18 protein-coding genes are annotated in these 24888 nt (G+C 53.4%); all 18 read left to right on the top strand.

The annotated features are described in order from the left end of the window. Window positions 1-333: 333 nt before the first annotated feature. The 18 genes from mutS (at window position 334) to CBW46_RS05405 (ending at window position 24787) form a co-directional block, all read left to right on the top strand. A complete protein-coding gene (mutS, locus tag CBW46_RS05490; RefSeq protein ID WP_089199000.1) occupies window positions 334-3264 on the top strand; it encodes a DNA mismatch repair protein MutS in 2931 nt (976 codons plus the stop codon). A 43-nt stretch (window positions 3265-3307) separates the two neighbouring features. Then, on the top strand, window positions 3308-4753 hold the full coding sequence (locus CBW46_RS05485; RefSeq protein ID WP_089198999.1) for a S41 family peptidase: 1446 nt from the start codon (window positions 3308-3310) through the stop codon (window positions 4751-4753). A 14-nt stretch (window positions 4754-4767) separates the two neighbouring features. Next, window positions 4768-6852 (top strand): DNA mismatch repair endonuclease MutL, encoded by a 2085-nt coding sequence (gene mutL, locus CBW46_RS05480; protein WP_089198998.1) that lies wholly within the window; start codon window positions 4768-4770, stop codon window positions 6850-6852. Further along, complete coding sequence (locus CBW46_RS05475) at window positions 6853-7650, top strand: class I SAM-dependent methyltransferase (protein ID WP_089198997.1); 798 nt, start codon at window positions 6853-6855, stop codon at window positions 7648-7650. Further along, window positions 7647-8606, top strand: a complete 960-nt coding sequence (miaA, locus tag CBW46_RS05470) for a tRNA (adenosine(37)-N6)-dimethylallyltransferase MiaA (protein ID WP_089198996.1) — start codon at window positions 7647-7649, stop codon at window positions 8604-8606. The genes CBW46_RS05475 and miaA overlap by 4 nt, the downstream gene beginning before the upstream one ends. A 19-nt stretch (window positions 8607-8625) precedes the next feature. Continuing rightward, the gene (hfq, locus tag CBW46_RS05465; RefSeq protein WP_089198995.1) at window positions 8626-8868 is read left to right on the top strand and encodes an RNA chaperone Hfq; all 243 of its coding nucleotides are present in this window, start codon (window positions 8626-8628) and stop codon (window positions 8866-8868) included. Between the two features lie 132 nt (window positions 8869-9000). Further along, window positions 9001-11763: a PBP1A family penicillin-binding protein gene (locus tag CBW46_RS22025; protein WP_089198994.1), complete on the top strand. Its 2763-nt coding sequence runs from the start codon at window positions 9001-9003 to the stop codon at window positions 11761-11763. Window positions 11764-11945: 182 nt separating this feature from the next. Continuing rightward, window positions 11946-12686, top strand: coding sequence for a peptidylprolyl isomerase (locus CBW46_RS05455; RefSeq protein ID WP_089198993.1), 741 nt, complete (start codon window positions 11946-11948; stop codon window positions 12684-12686). A gap of 31 nt (window positions 12687-12717) precedes the next feature. Continuing rightward, a complete protein-coding gene (locus CBW46_RS05450; protein WP_089198992.1) occupies window positions 12718-13674 on the top strand; it encodes an ADP-ribosylglycohydrolase family protein in 957 nt (318 codons plus the stop codon). Continuing rightward, the gene (locus CBW46_RS05445) at window positions 13667-14332 is read left to right on the top strand and encodes an alpha/beta hydrolase (RefSeq protein ID WP_243633183.1); all 666 of its coding nucleotides are present in this window, start codon (window positions 13667-13669) and stop codon (window positions 14330-14332) included. Before CBW46_RS05450 ends, CBW46_RS05445 begins: the two co-directional genes overlap by 8 nt. Window positions 14333-14566: 234 nt before the next feature. After that, on the top strand, window positions 14567-14932 hold the full coding sequence (locus CBW46_RS05440) for a Na-translocating system protein MpsC family protein (protein ID WP_089198990.1): 366 nt from the start codon (window positions 14567-14569) through the stop codon (window positions 14930-14932). Between the two features lie 442 nt (window positions 14933-15374). Further along, window positions 15375-15815 (top strand): Hsp20/alpha crystallin family protein, encoded by a 441-nt coding sequence (locus tag CBW46_RS05435; RefSeq protein ID WP_089198989.1) that lies wholly within the window; start codon window positions 15375-15377, stop codon window positions 15813-15815. Window positions 15816-16232: 417 nt separating this feature from the next. Next, window positions 16233-17465 (top strand): GTP-binding protein, encoded by a 1233-nt coding sequence (locus CBW46_RS05430; protein ID WP_089198988.1) that lies wholly within the window; start codon window positions 16233-16235, stop codon window positions 17463-17465. 81 nt (window positions 17466-17546) lie between these two features. After that, on the top strand, window positions 17547-17696 hold the full coding sequence (rpmG, locus tag CBW46_RS05425) for a 50S ribosomal protein L33 (protein WP_089198987.1): 150 nt from the start codon (window positions 17547-17549) through the stop codon (window positions 17694-17696). A 210-nt stretch (window positions 17697-17906) separates the two neighbouring features. Continuing rightward, the gene (pgmB, locus tag CBW46_RS05420) at window positions 17907-20900 is read left to right on the top strand and encodes a beta-phosphoglucomutase (RefSeq protein WP_089198986.1); all 2994 of its coding nucleotides are present in this window, start codon (window positions 17907-17909) and stop codon (window positions 20898-20900) included. 332 nt (window positions 20901-21232) lie between these two features. Beyond that, entirely contained in the window at window positions 21233-22228 is a 996-nt protein-coding gene (locus CBW46_RS05415) for an AAA family ATPase (RefSeq protein WP_089198985.1), read from the top strand. After that, window positions 22225-23547, top strand: a complete 1323-nt coding sequence (hflX, locus tag CBW46_RS05410) for a GTPase HflX (RefSeq protein WP_089198984.1) — start codon at window positions 22225-22227, stop codon at window positions 23545-23547. The genes CBW46_RS05415 and hflX overlap by 4 nt, the downstream gene beginning before the upstream one ends. Further along, window positions 23540-24787, top strand: a complete 1248-nt coding sequence (locus CBW46_RS05405; RefSeq protein WP_089198983.1) for a methionine gamma-lyase family protein — start codon at window positions 23540-23542, stop codon at window positions 24785-24787. The genes hflX and CBW46_RS05405 overlap by 8 nt, the downstream gene beginning before the upstream one ends. Window positions 24788-24888 lie beyond the last annotated feature (101 nt).

Raw genomic sequence — 24888 nt, 5'->3', positions numbered from 1 at the left:
AAGAGAGGCAAAACAGCGCCATCAGCGCTTAGCCGGCTGACGGGCCACAGCGGATATGCTGTCACCGGTCGACCGCCGCTCGCTTGAGCGCACGCATGATAGCCGGTAAAACATGAGAGAAAAGACTGGGATTACGCGGCGGCAGGCCCACTTGCTGGCTTGCCGCCAAAGCCGTGCCGCCAGCTGCTTCTGGCCAGCTTAGGCACCTTTTTCATGCGGTACTGCAGGCAATTGCACATAGTTTTCAAAGTTTTACACATAGTATGCAAGCTGGAAGCACTAATTATGGTTAATAGATTGATAGAGCACAGCAGTTGGAGGTTGGATTCAGGCATGGCAACTTATACGCCGATGATCGAGCAATACCTTGCCATCAAGGCGGAAGTACAGGATGCTTTTTTGTTTTTCCGTTTGGGCGATTTTTACGAACTGTTTTTTGACGATGCGATACAGGCTGCAAAAGAGTTGGAAATTACATTGACAGGACGGGGAGGGGGAGCGGACGAGCGAATACCGATGTGCGGCGTCCCCCATCATTCGGCGGATAATTACATAACCCGACTGGTAGAGAAAGGATTTAAGGTTGCCATCTGCGAGCAGGTGGAAGACCCGTCTGCCGCGAAAGGCGTGGTGAAGCGAGAGGTTGTCCGTATTGTAACGCCGGGAACGGTGATGGACGAGCGCTCGCTTGGGGAAAAAAATAATTACATTGTCTCGGTGGTGGAAGCCACAGACGGCAGTTTTGGCTTTGCGGCGTGTGATATTTCCACGGGAGAGCTGTTCGTCACCAGGCTGGACGGTACACTCACACTTGTCATCGATGAGATGAACGTGTACCATCCGTCGGAGCTTGTGGCTGCGCCAGAGCTGCTGCAGCGGGTACGTGAATATGCCTCTGGCTGGGCAGCTTCGATTGTGATGACCCCCAGGGCGGGGGAAGACGGCACAGCCCCGCTAACGCTGCGCGAGTACTTCTCCGACGACGAACTGGCCGCTCTGCCCGCTGGCGCCGAGGCGTGCCTCCGGCAATTGATGGCCTACCTGATCGAGACACAGAAGCGATCGTTAGGGCATATCACACATGTCCGCGTTTATGAACAGAAGCAATATATGATCATGGACCCGTTTACCCGCCGCAACTTGGAGCTGGTCGAAACCGTCAGGGACCGCGCCAAGAAAGGGAGTCTGCTGTGGCTGTTGGATCGAACCGTGACCGCGATGGGCGGCAGGCTGCTGCGCCGGTGGATCGAGAAGCCGCTCATGAGTGCCGGGGCGATTGAAGAGCGGTTGGAGGCGGTGGACAGGCTGTACCACCAGCTCATCATCCGCGACGAGCTGAGGCAGTCGCTGAAGGAAGTGTACGACCTGGAACGGCTGGTGGCGCGAATTGCCTATGGCAGCGCCAACGCACGTGACCTGGTCGCGCTCAAGAGCTCGCTTCAGCAGGTGCCGGCGCTGAAGCAGGTGTGCGAGGCGTCGGGCTCCACGACGCTGCAGCAGCTGGCGGCACGGATGGACGCGTGCCAGGATGTCATGGCGTGGATCGAGGACGCCATCGTGGACGAGCCGCCCGTCTCGGTGCGGGACGGCGGTATGATTAAGGCGGGCTACCACGCCTATCTGGATCAGCTCCGGGAGGCCGACACGAGCGGTAAGCAGTGGATCGCCGAGCTGGAGCGGCAGGAGCGTGAGCGTACCGGCGTGAAGTCGCTGAAGATCGGCTATAACAAGGTGTTCGGCTATTACATCGAGGTGACCAAAGCGAACCTGTCCTCACTGGAGCCAGGGCGCTACGAGCGCAAGCAGACGCTCGCCAATGCGGAACGTTTTGTGACGCCGGAATTGAAAGAGAAAGAGGGTCTCATCCTCGAAGCTCAGGAGAAGATGGTGGATCTCGAATATGAACTGTTCATCCAGCTGCGGGACAGGCTGTCCTCCCACATTCTGCGGCTGCAGCAGCTGGCTGAGCAGATCGCGTCAGTGGATGTGTATCAGTCGCTGGCGTCCGTCAGCGCCGCCAACCGGTACAGCCGGCCGCAGATCGGTGATTTTTTTGAGCTTCATATTGAGGAAGGCCGCCATCCTGTGGTCGAGGCTGTGATGGCAGACAGCGCATTTACCGCCAACGAGACGAGACTGAGTCCGCAGGACGGCAGCATGATGCTGATCACGGGGCCCAACATGGCTGGCAAAAGTACATACATGAGGCAGGTGGCAATTATTTGCCTGATGGCTCAAATCGGCTGTTTCGTTCCCGCTGCCAAGGCGTGCGTGCCGATCCTTGACCGGATTTTTACGAGAATCGGAGCAGCCGATGATCTCATCGGCGGGCAGAGTACGTTTATGGTAGAAATGATGGATATTCAAGTGATGACCGAGAAGGCAACCTCAAAAAGCCTGGTCATCATCGACGAGCTCGGCCGTGGTACGTCCACCGGGGAAGGTATGGCGATCGCGCAGGCGGTGATCGAGTATCTGCATGACGAAGTGGGCTGTAAGACATTGGTTTCCACCCATTTTCATGAATTGGCGCATTTGGAACAGACGCTCGGTTCACTGCGAAATTACTGCATGGCGGTAAAAGAAAGCGGTCGGCAAGTGACATTTCTCCGCAAGCTGGTGCCCGGGGCGGCCAGCACGAGCTACGGCATCTACTGCGCGCAAATTGCCGGGTTACCGGCGGACATCATTGACCGCTCGTACGAACTGCTAACCGCGTTTGAAGCCCGCGCGGAACGGATCGCGGAGGAGCGGTCGACCGCCGGTCAATTGGACGCTCAGTCCAATCGCACCGCATCGCACCAGGACACTAGTGCAAACATGCAGTCATCGTTGCCTCGGGCCGATTGGCTGGGACAGGAGCGGCCGGCGTCCGCACAGCCGGATATAGCGCCGGATCACGCCGCATTGCACCCGGACGAGGTCACCAACATGCAGTCATCGCCGGCGGGCGCACTCGTGTCGGCGAACACGCCGGACAGCTTGGACCGCGTGGCCGAATCTCTGGCTGAGGCGGCAGAGCAGAGCACCGGTTTGGGCCTTCACAAACGCTCCTCTGAGCCACCGCCGGAACAGGTGAAGGAGGACGCCGTCGTCCAGCTCAGCTTTTTTCAAGAGAAGGAGCCCGTTGCCGCACGCCCGAACAAAAAAGAAGACTCCCGCAGCGAAAAACTGCTGGAGCAGCTAAAAGCAGCCGACTTAATGAACATGACACCGATGATGGCGATGAATTTTTTGTTCGACTTGAAAAAGCAATTGTCTTAAGTCATTCATTACAACGCTCTTTTGAGATGAAAGGAACAACATTATGAAATCACATGGCCACCCGGCAATATGGCGGCGCACTGCTGCCGTTGTACTTAGTTTTACACTGCTTTTTCCGCCTGCGTCCTCTTCCATCGCGGCTGTCGCAGCGGATACCGAGTCGGCGCGCATTGAGGAGGTAATGAATCTGCTTCAGCAGAATCATGTGGCTAATCCTAACCCGGAGCGCTTGGCGGACGTTGCCATCCAGTCCATGGTTCAATCATTGAATGATCCGTATACAGTGTACTTCTCCGCAGAGGAGCTGAAAAAGTTTGAGGGCTCTTTGCAAAATAACTACGTCGGCGTGGGAATCCGGGTACTCGAGCAGCCTGACGGCGTATATGTGTCTGAAGTATTTGACGGCCCCGCACAAAAAGCGGGTATGCAGGTGGATGATATGATTACCGCAGTGAACGGGGAGCCGGTCACAGGGTTAAACATCGACGAGGTGACGAACAAAATAATCGGTCCCGAAGGTACTCCGGTCTCCGTCACCGTGCAGCGGGGTGCACAGCGCGTGGTTCTCGAGATGACGCGCCAAACGATCCAGCTCCCCGTCGTAACACACAAAAAGTTCGATCCTGGCATTGGTTACATCCGGGTAACTAGCTTCTCATCCGATGCGGACGAGTTGACGGCTGCGCAGCTGGCAGAGCTTAAACAGAGCGGCATCAACAGCCTTATTTTGGACTTGCGGTACAATCCCGGAGGAATCGTGGACACGGCCGTCAATATGGCCCGGCTGTTTGTGAAGGAAGGCATTTTGATCCATACCAAGGATAAAGATAACGTGGACCATCCTGTCAAATTTGCCGATGGAACGACACAGCCGTTTCCGGTGTACATTCTGGTGAACGAATACAGTGCCAGTGCTTCCGAGGTTTTAACGGGTGCGCTGCAGGACTACAACGCCGCAGCGAAGGTCATCGGTATGAAGACATATGGCAAAGGAAGCGTGCAGACCTTGTTTCCCCTCACCGGTGGGGGCGCGCTGAAGATTACGATCGAAGAGTATTTAACTCCAAACATGCGTAAGGTCAATAACGTCGGAATAGCGCCGGACATAGAAGTTGACGGCGAAGTGCCGCAGTTGGTGACTGCGCTGCAGCAGGCGGGAATTGGCAAGGTCAGCCTGGTGGTGGATGAAAGAGGAGTAAAAGTCAACGGTATCGCGGTGGATGATGAGATGAACGTGGTGCGGGAGAACGGCGTGTACATTCCCTCGCGCGTGCTAAGCGCACTGCTGGGCGGGACAATTGCTTGGAATGAACAAGCCCAAGCGATTGATCTCGCTGCGGCCGGCGCTGCACATACGTTCCAGCAGGCCACCGGCGACCTGCTGCTGAAGGATGGCATAAGCTACGTCAATATGGCGAACGTCAGCGCCAGCTTTCCACAGCTGCAATGGTCAGACAACGAAGGACAGCTCGCGTTAACGGTGTCCTGATAAGGAGCGGTTTTATGGGAAAAATCAGGGTTTTGGATGAGCACATCGCCAATCAAATAGCGGCAGGGGAAGTGGTGGAACGCCCTTCCTCCGTTGTCAAGGAGCTCGTAGAGAACGCAATTGACGCAGGAAGTACTCGGATCGATGTCATGATCGAGGAAGGCGGCCTGGGATTAATTCGGGTCATCGATAATGGCAGCGGTATGGAGCGGGATGATTGTGAGGCCGCTTTTTTTCGCCATGCGACAAGTAAAATTGCGAGCAGTCAGGATTTGTTTTCCATTCGTACCTTAGGCTTCCGCGGCGAAGCACTGCCGAGTATTGCAGCGGTGTCCAAAGTGACTTGTGTCACGTCCGCCGAACAGAGCGGGCTCGGCCATCGGCTGGTGATGGAGGGGGGTGCGGTAAAAACGTGTGAAGACACGGCCGCCCAACGGGGCACGGATATTCAGGTGCGCGATCTTTTCTTCAACACGCCCGCAAGGTTGAAATACATGAAAACCGTGCAAACCGAGTTAGGCCATGTGTCGGATTATATTTACAGGCTCTCGCTCGCTCACCCCGACATCGCCTTCACGTTGAAGCATAACGGCAACCTGCTGATTCAAACTCTTGGGAACTCGGATATGCTGCAGGTCATTGCTGCTATTTACGGCTCCGCGGTTGCGAAATCGATGCTGCCAATCGAAGGAGAGCATCTCGATTATTCGATCAGCGGATTCATAGGTAAGCCGGAGACGACCCGCGCCAACCGCAACGGCATTTCAACCGTGATCAACGGACGTTATATCCGCAACTACACAGTGATCCACGCGCTGTTGCAGGGATACCATACCTTACTGCCGATCAACCGTTTTCCGGTAGCGGCGGTTCACGTCCGCATGGACCCCACGCTGGTCGACGTCAATGTGCATCCTGCCAAGCTGGAGGTTAGATTCAGCAAGGAGCAGGAGCTGATTCAGTTTGTGGAGCAGCAGGTGCGGCGTGTGTTGAACCGGCAAGTTCTGATTCCCGGCATGGGCGAGAAAACGAAGCAGCAGCCGTTGATCCAGGAACAGATGGAGCTTTACCGCCCCGACGCGCCACAGACTGCCACGGCTGCGGGGCTCGCATCGGCGAACCTTCCCGCATCTCCTCATCAACCGGCGGGAGACCGCTCGGCTGCGAGCGCACGCAGTACGGCCGACGAGACGGCAGCCGCAGCCGGCAGCGGCAGTCATCCGAATAGCACGGCGGCTGACGAGAGAAGCTTGTTTGACAGCTATGGCGGCCGCCCGGGAGATGCTGGCTCCGCAGCGGGAACCGACGATGCGGCACGACTCGCAGACTATCGCACAACAGGCGGCAGCGAGCACCGAAGCAGCAGTACTTCCGCCGACGCCCGAGGCTCTCACAGTGTCGATGCGCGTGCACGCGCGGAGCGGGAAAGAAGCACGCCAAATCGGGCGGTAGCCGGCGAGGAGGTGGTGCGCGCGCTCCATGTGAGCGGGGAACGGGACACGCCTTCACTGCCGGCGTTTCCAAGGTTGTCTGCGATAGGACAGATGCATGGGACTTACATTATCGCGCAAAACGAAGAGGGATTGTTCCTGATCGACCAGCATGCTGCGCATGAGCGAATCAATTATGAGTACTACTATGAGAAGTTCGGTCAACCGGCAGAAGCGAGCCAGGAGCTGCTTGTGCCGATTACAGTTGAGTTCACCCCTTCCGAGGCGGAGCGATTGAAGGATAAGATAGCGGTGCTCCAGCAGGCAGGAGTATATATGGAACCGTTCGGAGGCAATGCTTATTTGGTCAGGGCGTATCCGCACTGGTTTCCGCCAGGAGAGGAAAAAGCGTTAGTGGAGGAAATGATCGAGTGGCTGCTAACCGAGCGTAAAACAATTGATCTTGGAAAGCTCCGCGAAAAGGCTGCGATTATGTGCTCCTGCAAGGCCTCGATCAAGGCCAATCAGGGCTTGAGTACGCTGGAGATCGAGGCGCTGCTGGACCGGTTGGCAGCCTGCCGCAATCCTTATACATGTCCTCATGGGCGCCCTATTGTAATCAGCTTCTCCACCTACGAGCTGGAAAAAATGTTTAAAAGGGTGATGTAGTTGCTGGTAACAACTTCCTATGATCCGGGCCCCGAGCAGGTGGCACTAGCTGAATGCCTGGTGCGGCAGCTTAGGGAATTACCGGAAATAGCGGAACCGGTTCGCCCTGTGGCACGCAGGCGGCAATCGCTTTCCCGGATCAGCGAACGATATGATGACACAAGCATCCTGCTTGTATCCAAGGAGCGAATAGAGTATTATCAGGAGCAGCAGCCGGTGCTGTTTTTTCATCCAAGCCTTGCGGCCATCCGGGTGAAACGGCTGCTGAACGGCGAACCGGACACATTGATTGAGCTGTCTCGGCTCAAATGCGGCGACCGCGTGCTGGATTGTACGGCGGGACTCGGTTCCGATGCGATTGTTTATTCCTTTGCACTGGGGAGCAAAGGAGAGGTAGTCGCGTTGGAAAGCCAGGCGATCCCTTACCTGCTGCTTCAGCATGGCCTAAGCGCATATCACTCCGATATTCCCGGCATGAACGAGGCTATGCGTCGAATTCAAGTACAGCAGGCGGATCATTACGATTTTTTGCGGAAACAGCCTGACAAGGCGTTTGATGTGATCTACTTTGATCCAATGTTCCGCAAGCCTATCCAGGAATCGAATTCGATCGGTGCCATACGAGGGCTGGCTGATCCCAGGGCGGTGTCTGAAGCCACCATTCGTGAGGCTGTGCGGGTTGCGCGGCGAACGATTGTGTTGAAGGAACACCGCGACAGCAAAGAATTTGCACGCTTGGGCGTCACTGAAGTGCACCGGTCCACCACGAAAATAGCGTACGGAGTGATACGACTGTGACACAGGCTTTGGACAAGCCGCAGCTGCTTGTTTTGGTAGGCCCTACCGCGGTAGGAAAAACACGGCTCAGCCTTGAATTGGCGGAAGAGTATGATGCGGAAATCATCTCAGGTGATTCCATGCAGGTGTACCGGGGGATGGATATCGGTACGGCCAAAGCAAACCTCCAGGAAAGAGAGCGGGTTCCGCACCATTTGATTGATATCCACGATCCCGATTATCCGTTTTCGGTCGCTGAATTTCAGGAACGTGCCCGCGAGTGTATTCTGGACGTTCATGCCCGTGGCAAACTGCCCTTTCTTGTCGGAGGTACCGGGCTTTACGTTGAATCCGTATGCTACGGCTTCGAATTTAGCGAAGTGGGCTCGGATGAGGGGTTCCGGGCAGAACAGCTGCGCTACGCCGAGCAATTCGGCCCTGACGCGCTGCTCGAGAAGCTGCGGAAGATTGATCCAGAAACAGCGGAGAGGCTGCATGCCAATGATCAGCGGCGCGTCATCCGGGCATTGGAAATTTTTCACTTAACAGGAAAATCACTATCTGAGCGGCTCAAGGTACAAAAAAAGCAATCACCCTACGAACTATGTATTATCGGGTTGACAATGGATAGAGCTTTACTATATAAACGAATTGAAGAGCGCATCGATCAGATGATCGGGGAAGGTTTGGTCGAAGAAGTGGAGGGCCTGCTCCAGAAGGGCTACGGCAAAGACTACATATCTATGCAGGGGCTCGGATACAAGGAAATAATCTACTATCTGGAAGGCCTTTTGTCATGGGATGCTGCGGTGCAACTGCTTAAGCGGGACACACGCCGATTTGCCAAACGTCAGCTGTCCTGGTTTCGTCACATGAAAGAAATCCAGTGGGTAGATGTTAGTGAACTGGGGAATTTTTCTGCCCATTTGAAAGAAGTTCATGCTATAATAGCAGATAAGTTAAACATCGAACGCTAATTCATTGAGGGGGCCCATGATGAACAAATCGATCAATATCCAGGACACATTTTTGAACCAGCTTCGCAAGGAAAACATTCCCGTGACCGTCTATTTGACGAATGGTTTTCAAATCCGGGGGGTCATCCGCGCGTTCGATAATTTCACCATCATCATCGATAGTGAAGGCCGCCAACAGATGGTTTACAAGCATGCGATCTCGACCTTCACTCCGCAGCGATCAGTCTCGCTGATGCAGCAGGACAGCGGCACTGAAAGCTAGGCGGCCGCGCGGTTTTAACTTCTTGCGAAACCTTTGCGATTCATTTTACGTCTAATCAAATATGATCCGCAAGAGCAACCCCGTTTATTAGGGTTGTTCTTTTATTGTAAAGAGAAAAAAGGGGTGACGGAGATGTCTACTGTCAAGAAAGCAACGACGGGCAAAACCACGACCAAAAAGAAGAAAAAAATGGGCGTGGGGAGAGCGCTCACGTTGGCATTTGTAGCTGCCTTGGTTGCGTTGATCTGCGCGCTCGGGGTCTATATCTTTATCATCATCAGCGGTAATAAGATTTTGAATGAAAATTGGAATAAGCTGGATATGGATCAAGCTTCCCATGTGTATGACGGCAGCGGGGCCGAATTAGCGTTATTGCACGGTGAATATGAGAACCGGGAAATGGTAACGACGGAGCAAGTGCCTGAGAAGCTGCGGCAAGCCTTTATAGCAACAGAGGACCAAAGGTTCGAGCAGCATGCGGGGATCGATTTCTTGGGCATCGGCCGCGCACTGGTCAAAGATATCGTAGCGCGCAGTGCGGTGGAAGGCGGAAGCACGATCACTCAGCAGCTGGCTAAAAATTTATTTCTGAGCAATGATAAAACATTCTTTCGTAAAGCCACCGAGATGTCCATCGCCGTTGCGCTGGAAGACAAGTACACTAAAGACGAGATTCTAACTATGTATATGAACCGCATATTTTTCGGCCAACGGGCTTATGGTGTCAAAGCTGCAGCAAAAAGATATTTCAATGTTTCCGATCTGCAGCAGCTAAAAGTGTGGCAAATGGCGACTCTCGCCGCTATTCCGAAGGCACCAAGCGTTTATAATCCGATCTCCAATCCCGAGAAATCCAAGGAGCGCCGCGCGGTTGTGTTGCAGCTGATGCTGGACCAAGGGTACATCACAGAGCAAGAGCGTGCTGAGGCCGCCGCTGTGGACTATCAGCCCCCTCAGACGACGAGCGGCAACAAAAATTATTTAGCGTTCATCGATTATGTGATTAATGAAGCTAACGAAGTGCACGGCATTTCTGAGGATGAGGTGCTGCGCGGCGGGTATAAAATTTACACTACTATGGATGCCAACGCGCAAAAAATTATGGAACAAACCTTTGCGAATCCGAAGTTTTTCCAAAAGGACGGACCGCAGCAAAAGATGCAGGGGGCCATGGCTATCATCAACCACAAAAACGGCGGATTAGTCGGGTTGGTGGGGGGACGCGATTATGTGGCTACCGGACTTAACCGCGCAATGATCATGCAGCAGCCGGGCTCTTCCATCAAGCCGATTCTAGTGTATGCTCCTGCTTTGGAAACCGGTAAATATACGCCTTACAGTATGCTGCCGGACACCAGGGAAAATTACAACGGCTATTCGCCGCGAAATTACGATGGTGTATATAGAGGCCAGGTGACGATGTACGACGCTGTGAAAAGGTCCATTAACGCACCTGCGGTCTGGCTATTGAACGAACTTAATGTGAGGAATGGCATCCAGTTTGCTGAAAAACTGGGCATCCAGTTTGACAAAGCGAAGGATAACCATTTGGCGATTGCATTGGGTGGTATGACACATGGAGCCACGCCGGTACAAATGGCGGCTGCCTACGGTGCGTTCGGCAATAACGGTTACTTCAACACGACACACTCTATTGCCAAAATTGTAAATAGAGACAACGAAACCGTGTTTGAATTTAACGAACAGAGCAAGGAACCGGTGATGAGCGCTAAAACGGCGTACTACATGACGCATATGATGCAAGGCGTGGTGGAGCCGGGCGGCACAGGTGCAGCAGCGAAGTTCAACCGTCCTGTGGCGGGCAAAACCGGTTCAACACAAAATGTGATCAAGGGTCTGGAGAAATACAACCGTGACTTGTGGTTTACCGGTTATACGCCAGAATGGAGCGCGGCGGTGTGGCTTGGTTTTGACAAGCCCGATGCGAAGCACTATGTTTCCATGAACAGCGGTGCGCCTGCCGTGATTTTCAAGGAGGTTATGTCCAAGGCACTCGCCAAGCATGAGATGACCGAGTTCACGAGGCCGCAAGGCGTGAAGGAACCGGTGCCTCCTCCAAAAGGGGTAACTGATCTAAAGGCGGAATATGTGGAAGGGCCAAGCCCGGCCGTGGCGTTAAGCTGGTCCCCCTTGAGCGAAGGCACAAGCTATCAGATTTTGCGTAAGGAGGAGCAGGAGGCGGAATTCTCCACTGAACCTCTTACCACGACGGAAGCTACAAATGTAAAAGATATCTTGGTGACACCGGGCGTTACTTATCAGTACGCGGTGGTACCGATCGATCGCAATAGCGGCGAACCTGGCGACAGATCTAACCTCGCAACGGTGACGGTGCCTGCTATAGAAGGAACCGATCCCTTGCAGCCTGGAGAAACACCAGGCGAGTTCCCAAGTGAAGGTGAACTGCCGGGCGAGGGCCAGGTTCCGGGTGAAGGCGAAGACCTGCAGCCGGGTCAGATGCCGGGCGACGGAGATCCCGGCCATCTGCAAGGCCGCGATGGGGAAGGCCGCGGGACGCCAGGCCAAGACACGCCGGAGCCGGGTGACCGGCGCGGCGGTGCTGGACCGGGCGGGGCGACCGCGCCCGGTGGAGACCCTCGCGGTACCGACGGCGCCGGTACCGAAGATCCCGGTACCGCAGCGCCTGGCGGCGGTACCCGTGAGCCCGCTGCCGGACGGGGCAGCGGCAGCGACGCAGGGTCAGGTGCTTCGCAACCTGCACCTGCGCCACAGACGGGGTCGCCTTCGGGCACGACCCCGTCAGGACGCACCACCCCGGGCACGGGTGGTGGAGTTCCTGTCACCGGGCAGAGCGCCGGTGACAGAGGGACGGATCCCGCGGCTGAGCCGGGATCCGGTGCCGGCACGCGCTAGGCCGTAGGGGGCTGTCGGCCCCCGGCCCTGCACCGTGACATCGCCCTTGCCCGCACGACGCGGCAAGGGCTTTTTTTTATGTTCTAGCGTGCGGCATTTTGTTATATAGCACTTCGCCGTAGTATAATAATGGATATGGCTTGGTCCATAAATCAGAAAGTATATGGAGTTGAAGTCTGGATATGATAGCAGCAATTGCAGTGAAAACGGCGAAATGGGCCGTAGTGGCGGCCGCTTGTGTACTTCTGCTTTCAGCTTGCGGCACGAAATACGCGGAGCAGGGCGCGGCAGCGTCGAGCGGACAAGGAGGCACCTCAGGCAGCGCGCAAGGACAGTCCGGCGTACAAGGTAGCACGTCAGCAGGCGATGCGGCGCCGTCCAATCCAACCGCGAACCCAGGCGCGCAGAAATCGTGGACAACCCCTCCTGAGATGCAAATTGACCCGAACAAATCTTACCAGGCGACTGTCACAACAAACAAAGGGACTTTCACGATCGATTTATTCGCCAAGGATGCGCCCAAAACGGTAAACAACTTCGTATTCTTAGCCAAGGAAGGCTTCTACGGGGATATTATTTTTCATAGGATTATATCGACGTTTATGGTGCAGACCGGCGATCCGACGGGTACCGGCACGGGCGGTCCGGGATATAGGTTCGAGGATGAGCTGAGCTCGCCGCATAAATACGAACCGGGCATAGTCGCGATGGCCAATGCGGGACCGAATACGAACGGTAGTCAATTCTTCATCTGCACTGGCAAAGACAGTATATCGCTCAACAAGATACCGGACTACACTATCTTCGGCAGAGTGTCTGAAGGGATGGACGTGGTACGGCAGATCGCAGCCACGCCGGTGTCTCTTGACGATAGGCCGACGGAGAAGGTAGCTATTGAATCTGTGACCATCACAGAGGAATAATTCAGCCGTTTGCAAACAAAGGAGGATTCGCATGTCATCAGGTCACTTAACAGAGTTGGATCGCTATCGGGGATGCTTGCTCGGATTAGCTGCGGGCGACGCGTTGGGAACAACATTGGAATTTAAAGCTCCGGGCACATTTGCGCCGGTCACCGATCTTATCGGCGGCGGCCCGTTTCAATTAGATGCGGGACAATGGACGGACGATACATCGATGGCGCTCTGTCTGGCGGAGAGCTTGCTGGCATGCGAAAAGTTTCATCCTTATGATCAAATGCAGAGGTATGTCAGGTGGTATCGTGAAGGTTATTTGAGCAGTACCGGCACCTGCTTCGATATCGGTAACACTGTGCGAGATGCCCTGGAGCGCTTCGAACGCACTGGGGAAGCATTCAGCGGTGTAATTAACCGGACGGCATCAGGTAATGGCGCGCTGATGCGCCTTGCGCCTGTACCGCTGTATTTCGCGCGAGACCCGGAAGAGGCGATCATCCGTTCCGGTGACAGCTCGCTGACGACGCATGGCTCAATATTGTCAGTGGATGCCTGCCGCTACTTTGGCGGATTGATAATAGGAGCATTAAGTGGCGTTCACAAGACGGAGCTGTTGTCTGAGCGCTACTCGCCGGCACCTTCTTTCATGGAGAAGCGTGGGTTCGTCCCGGAGATCGATGCCATCGCGTTGGGCTCTTTCAAGCAGCTGCATCCTCCGGACATACGGGGAACGGGGTATGTGGTGCAGTCACTGGAGGCGGCGTTGTGGGCGTTTTATCACAGCGGCAGCTTTGCGGAGGGCTGCTTGATGGCAGCCAATCTAGGAGATGACGCGGACACGACTGCAGCGATATACGGCCAATTGGCCGGTGCCTACTATGGCGTTGACGGCATTCCCGCTGCATGGTTGGATAAGCTTGCTATGCGAAGCTTCATAGATGACACGGCGGTTAAGCTGTATCATGCCGCAGGAGAGGAGTCCCGCTGTGGATAACAAACAATGCCTTTTGCTGCATGGCTTTACCGGCGGGCCTTATGAGGTAACACCACTGGCGGACCACCTCGCAGAGCTGGGGATGACTTGCCATGTTCCGGTTCTGCCCGGCCATGATCCGGAGCTTCGTACGTTGGGACAGGTCAGCTGGCGTGATTGGCTGGAAGGCGCTTCACAGGAAGCTGATCGGTTGACCAAGCGGCACGGACGCATCGACTTGGTTGGCTTTTCTATGGGCGGACTATTAGCGGCCTACTTGGCTAACCGGTTTCCTGTACGCAGACTGGTTCTGTTAAACGCGGCCGTATTTTATTTTAGTCCCCAGCGCTTCATCAAAGACATCCGGCGGCGCATAAAGCTGCGCGACTGGGCCTTCTGGGACTGGAAGATCAAAAAAACTCCACTTCCGGCCACGCTGCAGTTTGTAACATTGAATAGGCGTATGCGGCCGGAGTTATCGAAGATCGAGGTGCCCACACTGATCGCACAAGGCGCACGGGATCCAATTATCCATCCGAAAAGCGCCATATATTTGTACCAACACGTAAAGGGAGAAAAGGAGCTGCACGTGTTTCCAAACACGCGTCACATGATTTGCCTTGAGCCGGAAGCGCCGATTGTTTTTGCTGCGGTTGCACAATTTTTGGATAAGCCGTGATGGCGCGACGGTGGCACGTTTGCGGAGATTCTCGCGCTACGAATGATGTAGTCTACTTGCCTAATTGCTGGATTAGGCTGACGACGCAATCAGTCTACAACGTCTTTGGTGGAGCAGCGTGCCGGTCATTGTGGCGACGTGGGCAACTGTTGTCGGATGAAAAGCGGTGGCCGTTTTCGAGGCTTTGCATGGCGGACACCAATCATACTAACTTCAAAAGGGCTGACTGGACATATGAACAAATATGAGGCTGAATTCAGTAATTTAGTGCGAACCTTTCGCAAATCGCAAATGGGCAAAGGCCCGGAGAAGATCGTGACGACGTTTTGTAAGAACTGGGCGATTTGTGAAATGGAGGGGAACTTATCACCGGTCGAGAGGTTTATTGCTGGTGCTGATCAAGGCAAACAGATGGTACGGGCAGCGAGAACGGAAATGGTCAAGCAAACGTACAAAGACAGCCCACCGGTCGAAATGGAAGACCTGCTCGGTGCGCGGTTTGTCGATCTGTTCGTGGACATTGATATTGACAGAGATTTTGGGATGTCCGTCTTTGTCTTCGATCGAAACATCGAGGAAAAATTTAGCGTGAAGCATTAAACTAGGACTCAGTGATAGCTGACATCTAGCCCGAGGTGATTTAATGGATGAGTACGGGATGGAGTTGAAACTGTCTCGATTCAATGCTAGTCAATTCGCTGAAAACAATCCAAGGAGAGGATACGAAAGTATATTACTTGGGGAATATTGTTCCGTACTCATTCACATTAAATCCGCCGGCGTCTGCCAACGCATTCGAGCAATGGAAGAAGAACTGATGATGCACCGAGTCCATGCTAAAAGCCGTCGCCCTACCAAGGGGAGATAACCGACGGCTTCTTATCATTGGGGAGAGGCAGTCGGTGGCGGCGTCTCGAGTTGTTAAAGAAAGCTCCAGATGCAGGATATTTTAGGTAGCTCGAAGGGTTTCAACATGGCGGTCAAATGAATATTTTATCCATTATTGAGGATAGTATCTTAAAACATTCATGGAGGTTTCGACATGCCGTTAGTGCCTTTTGAACCGTTCCGCCAGCTTGACAACTTTAGACGGGAATTGGACCGCTTTTTCAACAATGACGCGGCACTTTTTCAAACAGGAACGCTTGGGTTCGGGAATTTCAATGTTGATGTATATGAAACAGAGGGCGAGGTCGTCGCCAGATGCGATATTCCAGGCTTACAGAAGAGAGAAGATGTAAGTATTGCTATAGACAACAACGTGCTTTCCATCAATGGCTCGGTGCATAGGGTGAACGAAGTGAGGGCGGAAAACATGCACAGGCAGGAACGTTTCACTGGTCGTTTTCAGAGAGCCGTCGCCTTGCCTGCAAGCGTGTCTCCTGAAGGTGTCAAGGCGACATATAAGAATGGAGTGCTCGAAGTACGGATGAAGAAGTCACCGGTGAATTCCCAGAGACGAATTGACGTTGAATTTTATTAAGCAACAATTCATTGCCTGACCACCTCGTGGCCGCCGACGAAGTTGATAGAAGCACCCAGTGCACGTGCAATCGACTGCATGCCACTCACTGTTATTGCTTTGGACTCAAGCGTGACAATTGGGCATGCTCCCGTCAATTGCAATCAAATAGTTAGCGCTATTATTTCCCGGCGCGGCGTTGACAGACCTCAGCAGCCATTGCTTCTGAGAAATTGAAGGCCTAGCAGAATAATTTAAAGCGTTTGTCCTGCAGATGGAGCTCAGGACATTCGCTTTTTTTGTGCTTGAAGCCGCGACCATGGTACCAACAAGCTCTTATTCGTAATGAATACTGTTTACAAAAGCGAGTGGATCGAGTATCATATGTTTTGTAATTGTAATTATTACAATTAAACATACATATGAGGAGCGAATGTAATGGCTAACGCAGACAGCAAGATTCCCGTCACCGTGCTAAGCGGATATCTGGGTACCGGTAAAACTACGATATTAAACCATGTGCTGAACAACCGCGAGGATATCAGAGCCGCCGTGATTGTCAACGATTTAAGTGAACTAAACATAGACGCAGACCTGATCAAAAATGGCGGGGGCTTGTCACGTACCGAAGAGAAACTCGTGGAGATGTCCAACGGCTGCATATGCTGTACGCTGCGTGAGGATTTGCTGCGCGAGGTGGAGCGGCTGGCACAGGAGGGCCGGTTCGATTACATCCTCATTGAGTCGACCGGCGTGGGCGAACCCGTTCCGGTAGCTCAGACATTCTCTTACATAGATGAAGAGCAGGGCATTGATCTCACCCGGTACTGCAGATTAGATACGATGGTTACTGTCGTGGACGCTTATCGGTTTTGGCATGATTTTTCCAGTGGCGAAACATTGGTAGAGAGACAGCAGTCGGTGGGTGAGGACGACACGAGGGATGTAGTTGATCTGCTTATCAGCCAAATCGAGTTTTGTGACGTGCTTGTACTGAACAAATGCGATCTTGTAGATGAGAACTCTCTCAGCCAGTTGGAGCAAATCCTTCGCAAGCTTCAGCCGCGGGCGGCCTTGATCCGCACTACGAACGGGCGTGTTGACCCACGGGCAATCCTCAATACCGGTCTTTTTAATTTTGAGGAAGCGAGCACATCTGCAGGGTGGATGCAGGAGCTGGAGCAGGAGCATCACACCCCGGAGACGGATGAATACGGGATCTCATCGTTCGTGTATGAGCGACGCAAGCCGTTTCATACGGAGCGGTTTACGGAGTGGATGGCGGAATGGCCGGAGCAAGTGGTCCGTGCAAAAGGAATCGTATGGCTCGCAACGAGAAATGAGCTGGCTCAAAGTTTGAGTCAAGCGGGCCCATCCATTCAATTCGGTCCGGCCGGGCTATGGGTTGCCGCGCTGCCGGCGGCCGATCGGCAAGCCGCACTGCGTGAGGAGCCGGAGCTGCAAGAGCTGTGGGATGAGACATACGGTGACCGAATGACGAGGTTTGTGCTAATCGGCCTAGACCTGGATAAAGAATCGATCATTGCACAGCTCGATCAATGTCTCCTGACCGACGAAGAAATGAGCTCTGATTGGAGTGCGATTCCAGACGAGCTGCCCAACGTATCTCCCGAGCAGATCGAGCTGCTTTTGTCCGGTGCGGCCGAATAACACTGCTTGGCTGCTCATCGCTAATGTCGCCTACGACATCATCGCACGTGTTTTTATCACTAGTGGAAAGGGGGAGAGACTATGCGTGTTATCGTAACGTTAGCCTGCACGGAAAGCGGAGACCGCAACTACACGACCACCAAGAACAAGAAGACGCATCCGGGGCGGCTCGAGCTAAAGAAATATTGTCCACGCCTAAAAAGAGTCACCCTGCACAGAGAAGTTCGTTAAGTCTACTGCCACAGCAGCGGGCTGAACAGGATACGCTGCCTTCAATCAGTGCGCTGCTAGTTGCGGCGCTGTCTTTGCCCTTGACCTGGCTTCGGCCAGGTTTTTTCTTATGCCAGCGGTGCGCTGTACAGCATAGCGTTGGAGATATTGGGACAGCATAACATTGCTGAAATGTGGGATTGTGGCCATAAGATAGGAGGACAAAGACATATGAAGTCTGACGTTAACATTCCGTCCATTTATCCGTACACCGAATGGAGTATTCGCGAAGACGAGTTTCTAATACAGAATAATATGCGCAACGAGGCCGTGTTTGCCGTCGGCAATGGCTATATCGGCATGAGGGGAAACTTTGAAGAAGAATACCGCGGACCGGAGGGCACCAGTATCAGCGGTACATACTTGAATGGGTTTTACGATTCGGAGCCGATTCACTATCCGGAAGATGCCTACGGCTACGCGCGGAACACACAAACCATGCTCAACGTCACGGACACAAAAATCATAGACGTCCTTTTGGATGGCGAACGGTTTAATCTGTTCACTGGCAAAATTCTAAACTATCGGCGTGAACTGCACATCAAACGCGGCCACTTGACGCGTGAAGTGGAATGGGAATCTCCTACCGGTAAGAGAATCAGCATCAAGGTGCGCAGGATCGTCTGTTTGCAGCGTAAACATGTCGCAGCGATCCATTACGAGGTCACACCGGTAAACTTCGACGGGCACGTTACCTTTGAATCGATGATCAACGGGGAGGTGACCAATCTTGGCGGCAAGGATGATCCCCGTCTTGGTGCGGCGTTCGCTGAACAGGCGCTCAGAACAGAAGAACTGGATGCGCAAGGCACGCGGGCATGGATACGTCATAAGACAAAAAACACAGGCTTTACGTTAGTCGCCGCAATCGATCACGACGTGTTATCCTGGGAGCCGTATAATTTATCGGTTACCACCGAGGCGCAAAAAGTAAAGATGTCATTTCAAGTTCCCGCCAAACAGGGTCATACAGTCGCACTCACAAAGTTTATTACATATCATACCTCCCGGGATATTCCGGTGAAAGAAATTATGCGGCGCGCCAATGATGACATGGACGAAGCCAAACGCACCGGATTCCCCAATTTGGAAACGGAACAGCAGGAATTTCTCGATCGTTTCTGGCATAGGGCCGATGTGCAAATTGAAGGCGACCCGGCGCTGCAGCAGGGAATCCGTTTTAATGCGTTTCAGCTGCTGCAGTCGGCAGGCAGGGATGCGAAGACGAACATCGGGGCGAAAGGCTTGACCGGAGAAGGCTACGAAGGCCATTATTTTTGGGATACGGAAATCTATGTGCTGCCGTTTTTTACGTATACCAACCCGGAGATAGGCAGGGGCTTGCTGGAATATCGCTATAGCATTTTGGATAAAGCGAGAGACCGCGCCCGGGAGATGTCGCAGAATGGGGCTCTGTATGCGTGGAGAACGATTAACGGGGAGGAGACCTCAGCATACTATCCCGCAGGCACCGCGCAGGTACATATCAACGCAGATATTATTTACGCAGTGCAAAGATATGTCAATGCCACCGGAGATGAACAGTTTCTGCTTGAAAAAGGGGCGGAGATGGCCTTCGAAACCGCAAGGTTCTGGGTCGATTTCGGCTATTTCAATCCGCGGAGGAACGGTCTCTTCTGCATAGACGCCGTCACTGGGCCGGATGAATACACGGCTATAGTGAGCAACAATGCCTATACGAATCTGATGGCGCAGGAAAATCTGGCGTTCGCATATAACACGGCCATACGGATGCAGGAGCATTTCCCGGAGCAATTCAGACTACTGAGTCAGCGAATTGATCTAGGGGTGGATGAGATCGAGCAATGGAAGCTGGCGGCAGACCGCATGTACGTTCCCTACGATGAGGAATTGGGGATCACGGAGCAGCACGAGGGATTTCTCGACAAGGAAAAGTGGGATTTTGCAAACACGCCCAAAGAGAATTATCCGCTTTTGCTGCATTACCATCCGCTCGTCATCTACCGGCACCAAGTGTTAAAACAGGCAGATGTGGTTTTGGCGTTGTTTTTGCAAAGCGATCATTTCACTCTGGCAGAGAAAATCAGGAACTACCGCTACTACGAGGCGATCACGACTCACGATTCCTCGCTGTCGCCATGTATTCACAGCATCGTGGCTGCCGAAATCGGGCTGGTCGAGCAAGCCTATGATTATTTTCACCAGACCGCCCGGATGGATTTGGATGACATCAACCAAAATGTGAAGGATGGCCTGCACACGGCCGCAATGGCCGGCGCTTGGCTGTCCATAGTGCACGGATTCGGAGGGATGAGAGACTTCGGCGGCGAACTGCATTTTGATCCGGTACTGCCAGAGCAATGGACCGGGTGCGGTTTTCGCATCAGCTACAAGGGCCGCTTGATCGATATCCATATTTCGCGTGACACAGCGGCGTACACCTTGCTCGAAGGAAGCGCAATGGACATCGTGCATCGGGCATCGAAGGTTAGTTTACTTCCCGGCCGCACGCACCAGGTCAGTCTGCTTAAGCGGTTGGAGGCTGCTATCTTTGACCTGGACGGCGTGATCACGGACACAGCGGAACTGCACTATTTAGCCTGGAAAAAGCTTGCCGACGAGCTCGGCATCCCGTTTGACCGCCAGGTGAATGAACGTTTGAAAGGCGTAGGCCGTATGGGCTCGCTGGAGCTGATTCTGCAGAACGGCGGGGTCACTGTGCCGGATGAGCAGAAGAAAGAATGGGCCGCGCGGAAAAACGAGTATTACAAAAGCATGATCCAAACCATAACCCCTGACGACCTGCTTCCGGGTATCCTACCCTTGCTGGAGGAGTTAAAGGCTGAGGGCATAAAAATGGCCATCGCCTCCGCGAGTGAGAATGCACCCGTCGTGCTGGACAAATTGGGCGTGCGGGATTACTTTATCGCGGTGATCGATCCGAAGGCGCTGCCGAAGGGCAAGCCTGAACCGGATATTTTCTTGGCGGCGGCTGATCAGCTCGGGATTGAACCCGGCAATTGCGTTGGCATTGAAGATTCGTCGGCAGGGATAACCGCTATCAAAACCGCCCAGATGAAAGCAGTGGGGATCGGCAGCGGCAATGGGTTGGCGGAAGCGGACATCGTGCTGGACGGCACAGAGAAGTTGAATTTGGCAATGCTGCGCAAGTTATTTGAGTAGTTCCGATACGCTGCTCGCTCAGCGGGGTTACACGCAACGCCGGCATGGTCACCGAAAGGGCGGTCGAACGTTTTCGTTCACCGCTCTTTTTGTCAAGCCATCTGTCTTGCGTCACACTGTGTGGCTGCAGATGCACAAAAACCGCTTTTTATGTTATAACCTGATTTGTAATCGACATGCAGACGTGGTACGTTATGTTTCTATGCAAATTATTTTTTACCATGCAAGCACGCGCGAGCTGTTTTATATTTAGATAGGTTGATCTGAAAAAAAAGCACATTCATCTGGGCCTCCTGCGTATACTGCTAACACCAAGTAAAGAGGTGATGCGCATGAGTGGACGTGTCGTGACGACAGATCAAATTCATATAACGAAGAATGCCCACCAAATCAATGTGGTTTTGCGTAATCCGGAAGTGAATACGCACTCTGACGCGGAGCCTCATTTTCATGGAAAGCCCTTGTCTCAGCAGGGCCATTTCGGAGAAATCATGAAGGAGCTTGACCGCATGGTCGGCTTGGATAATGTAAAGGAGCTTGTGTTCGAAATCTATGCGCTGCTGCGTGTGGCAGGGCTGCGGGCGGAGGTTGGGCTGACCGCGAAAACTCAGGTGTATCATATGATTTTCAAAGGAAACCCCGGGACGGGCAAAACTACGGTAGCACGAATTATAGCCAAGCTGCTGCAAACCATGGGCGTGCTGACTAAAGGACATTTGATTGAGGTCGAGCGTGCAGATTTGGTGGGTGAATACATCGGGCATACAGCATTGAAAACCAGAGAGCTGGTCAAAAAGGCCATTGGCGGCGTGTTGTTTATCGATGAAGCATACAGCTTGGCGCGCGGCGGTGAGAAGGATTTCGGCAAGGAAGCGATCGACACATTAGTGAAGGCTATGGAGGATCATAAAAATCAGTTTATACTTATTCTCGCGGGGTATGGCGAGGAGATGGAACGGTTTCTGCAAACTAATCCGGGGCTGCCGTCACGTTTTCCTATTCAGCTGGATTTTCCCGACTATACGGTGGATCAGCTGATGCAGATTGCAGAGATGATGGTTAAGGAAAGGGAGTACGCCTTAATTCCGCAAACTGAGATAAAAATCCGACAGCAGATTATAAGCGAGAAGCAGCAGGCCGAAGCGGAGACCTCTTTCAGCAACGCACGATATGTGCGGAATCTCATAGAAAAGGCAATGCGCAATCAGGCGGTCCGACTGTTGAATCAGGGCTCTCAGCAGCCGAGCAAACAGGATTTGATGATACTGCGTCCGGAGGACGTGAAGCTGGAGCGAAAAACGGCAAAGGAGACATTTAAAACTTTATGAAACCAACCACACATACCATTGAACACGAGCAGCCGAGGGCTGTATTAGTGAGTTTGGTCACCCAAGAGCAGAAACGGCAGGAGGCGTACGAGGCGGAGCACTCATTGGCTGAGCTGGTGAGCTTATCGGAAACGGCGGGTGTTCAAGTTCTGGCCACTATGAGTCAAAACAAAGAGACTGTAGACTCAAAATGGTTCATCGGCAAGGGAAAAGCCGAAGAGTTGAAACAGTTGATCGAAGAGCGCGGTGCGAACACTGCTGTTTTCGATCAGGAGCTTTCCGGCGCTCAGGTGCGCAACTTGGAAGAGTTTTTGGATGTAAAAATCATCGACCGCACCCAGCTGATATTGGATATTTTTGCACAGCGGGCCAAGACGAAAGAGGGCATCATACAGGTCGAGCTCGCGCAGCTGAGCTATCTTTTGCCGCGTCTGTCGGGACAAGGCAGGAACTTGTCACGGCTTGGGGGCGGCATCGGCACGAGGGGCCCCGGGGAAACGAAGCTGGAAACGGACCGCAGACATATCCGCAATCGGATCACTGAACTGAAGCACCAGCTGCAGGAGGTAGTCAAGCACCGGACTCTGCATAGAGAGCGCAGAAAGAAAACCGGTGTCTTTCAAGTGGCTTTGGTGGGCTACACCAATGCTGGCAAATCGACATTGCTCAGGCAGCTGACAAATGCTGATGTCTATGTTGAGAATCAGTTGTTTGCGACACTGGATCCAACCTCGCGCAATTTCGAGCTTCCAAGCGGTAAGCAAATTGTGTTGACCGATACGGTAGGCTTTATTCAAAGCTTGCCTCATGATCTTGTTGCCGCCTTCCGTGCCACGTTGGAGGAGGCAAACGAAGCGGATCTCATACTGCACGTGGTAGATGGTGCATCGGACATGATGGCGACGCAAATGCGTGTGGTCGGGCAGGTGCTTGAGGAGCTGGGCGCACATAAAACGGAGCAAATCACACTGTTTAATAAAGTGGACCTGTGCTCGGCGGAACAGGTTGACATGCTAACCACGGGTGGCGAATGTATGCGGATATCCGCATACAATGAAACTGATCTGGAACGCCTCAGTGAACGTATCGAGGCTAAGCTCATGGGCGAATGCAAAACCTTCCGCGTGCCGGCTGAAAAAGGCGACGTAATTTCGCTGCTGTATCGTGTCGGCGAAGTGCTGGAAAATGAAGTAGAAGGCGGCGATATGCTTATTCAGGTAAGGGTTAACAACAAAGAATACGATAAGCTGGGGTACCTGCTGGCTCATTATGCCATGGATCAGCGGGAGAATGAGGGAGAGAATACGGAACATGTTTAACGAACGCATCACCGCGTTGATGGAGCAAGCTGAACAAATAATCGAGGGCAGGGTTAAACAATTAGACCGGCTGGTCGACCACAATCAATGGAAGGTCATCCGTGCGTTTCAGAAGCATAAAGTTAGCGATTATCATTTTACCGGATCGACCGGCTACGGGTATAATGACCGCGGCCGTGAGGTGTTGGATTTAGTCTATGCCGATGTGTTCGGAGCGGAGGCCGCCTTGGTGCGGCCGCATTTTGTGTCCGGGACACATACGATTGGTACGGCGCTATTCGGTGTGCTGCGTCCCGGCGACGAGCTGCTGATGATTACCGGAACGCCTTACGATACGCTGCATAAGGTGATTGGCACACCGGGCGACGGCAAGGGCTCTCTGCAGGACTGGGGTGTCACGTACAACGAGGTCGCGCTGCTGTCCGACGGCACACCGGATTACGAACGAATACGTGCCGGCATTTCACCTGATACCAAAGTGATCGGTATCCAGCGCTCCCGGGGATATTCCTGGCGGCCGTCGTTCTCAGTCGCGGAAATCGGAGAAATGGTGCGCTGCGTGAAAGATGTGAAGTCCGATGTCATCGTGTTCGTAGATAACTGTTACGGGGAATTCACCGAGACACAGGAGCCTACACAGGTGGGCGTGGACCTGATGGCCGGGTCACTGATCAAAAACCCGGGCGGAGGCATCGCCGCGACAGGCGGCTACATAGCGGGTAAACAGCAGTATGTGGAGCTGGCCGCATACCGGCTGACTGCACCTGGCATCGGCGGCGAAGTGGGCGCCATGCTTGGGACCACCCGTTCGATTTACCAAGGGCTGTTTTTGGCTCCGCACTTAGTCGGACAAGCTGTGAAAGGATCTATCTTTGCGGCCGCTGTGTTTGAGCAGCTTGGTTTTGTAACGCATCCCCAGTGGAACGATCCGCGTACCGATTTAATCCAAGCCATCCAATTCACCAGCGACAGACATTTAATCGCGTTCGTGCAGGGCATCCAGCAAGCGGCGGCTGTCGACGCCCACGTCGTGCCGGAGCCGTGGGATATGCCAGGGTATCAGCATCCGGTGATCATGGCCGCAGGCACGTTTATTCAAGGGGGAAGCTTGGAGCTGTCCGCTGACGCCCCTATCCGCGAGCCATATATCGCCTACATGCAAGGCGGCCTCACTTATTCGCACTGTAAGCTCGGAGTTCTCACAGCTCTTAACAATATGTTGGAGCAAGGCTTGTTGTGACTTATTCTCACATTGAAACTCCATTAAAACCTAACATCACTTGACATGTTTTTGTAGGGAAGTTACAATATAAGTAGGTTTCAAGTCTACAGAGGTGATGG

This window comes from Paenibacillus xerothermodurans (genome assembly GCF_002220865.2).
Lineage (GTDB): Bacteria > Bacillota > Bacilli > Paenibacillales > NBRC-103111 > Paenibacillus_S > Paenibacillus_S xerothermodurans.
The sequence above is the reverse complement of the archived record's forward strand: the minus strand, read 5'-3'. Positions and strand labels throughout refer to the sequence as shown.